General features: G+C 53.8%; 1 pseudogene. It reads left to right on the plus strand.

From position 1 onward, the window contains the following. Positions 1–431 (plus strand): annotated as a pseudogene (locus ACTHTY_RS12205) (glycosyltransferase); the annotation flags it as partial.

Raw genomic sequence — 431 nt, forward strand, 5'->3', positions numbered from 1 at the left:
GCCGTCTACGCTGTATAAAACCGTCCGCGCGGCGCAGCAGATTATTAAGAAACACCGTGTCGAGTGCGTTATCGGTTTTGGCGGTTTCGTTACTTTCCCCGGCGGCTTGTCGGCAAAAATTTCCGGTGTGCCGATTGTGATTCACGAGCAAAACGCCGTAGCTGGTTTGTCCAACCGCCAACTGTCGCGTTGGGCAAAACGTGTTCTGTACGCTTTCCCCAAAGCCTTTCAACATTAAGGCGGATTGGTGGGTAACCCTGTCCGTGCCGATATTGCGGCATTGCCTGTTCCCGAGGAACGCTTTAAAAACCGTCAAGGCCGTCTGAAAGTTTGGGTGGTGGGCGGCAGTTTGGGTGCGGATGTGTTGAACAAAACCGTCCCGCAAGCTTTGGCATTATTGCCTGAGGAGGCCCGTCCGCAAATGGATCATC

Origin of the sequence: Neisseria sp. P0019.S002, from assembly GCF_051957155.1 — a bacterium.
Lineage (GTDB): Bacteria > Pseudomonadota > Gammaproteobacteria > Burkholderiales > Neisseriaceae > Neisseria > Neisseria perflava.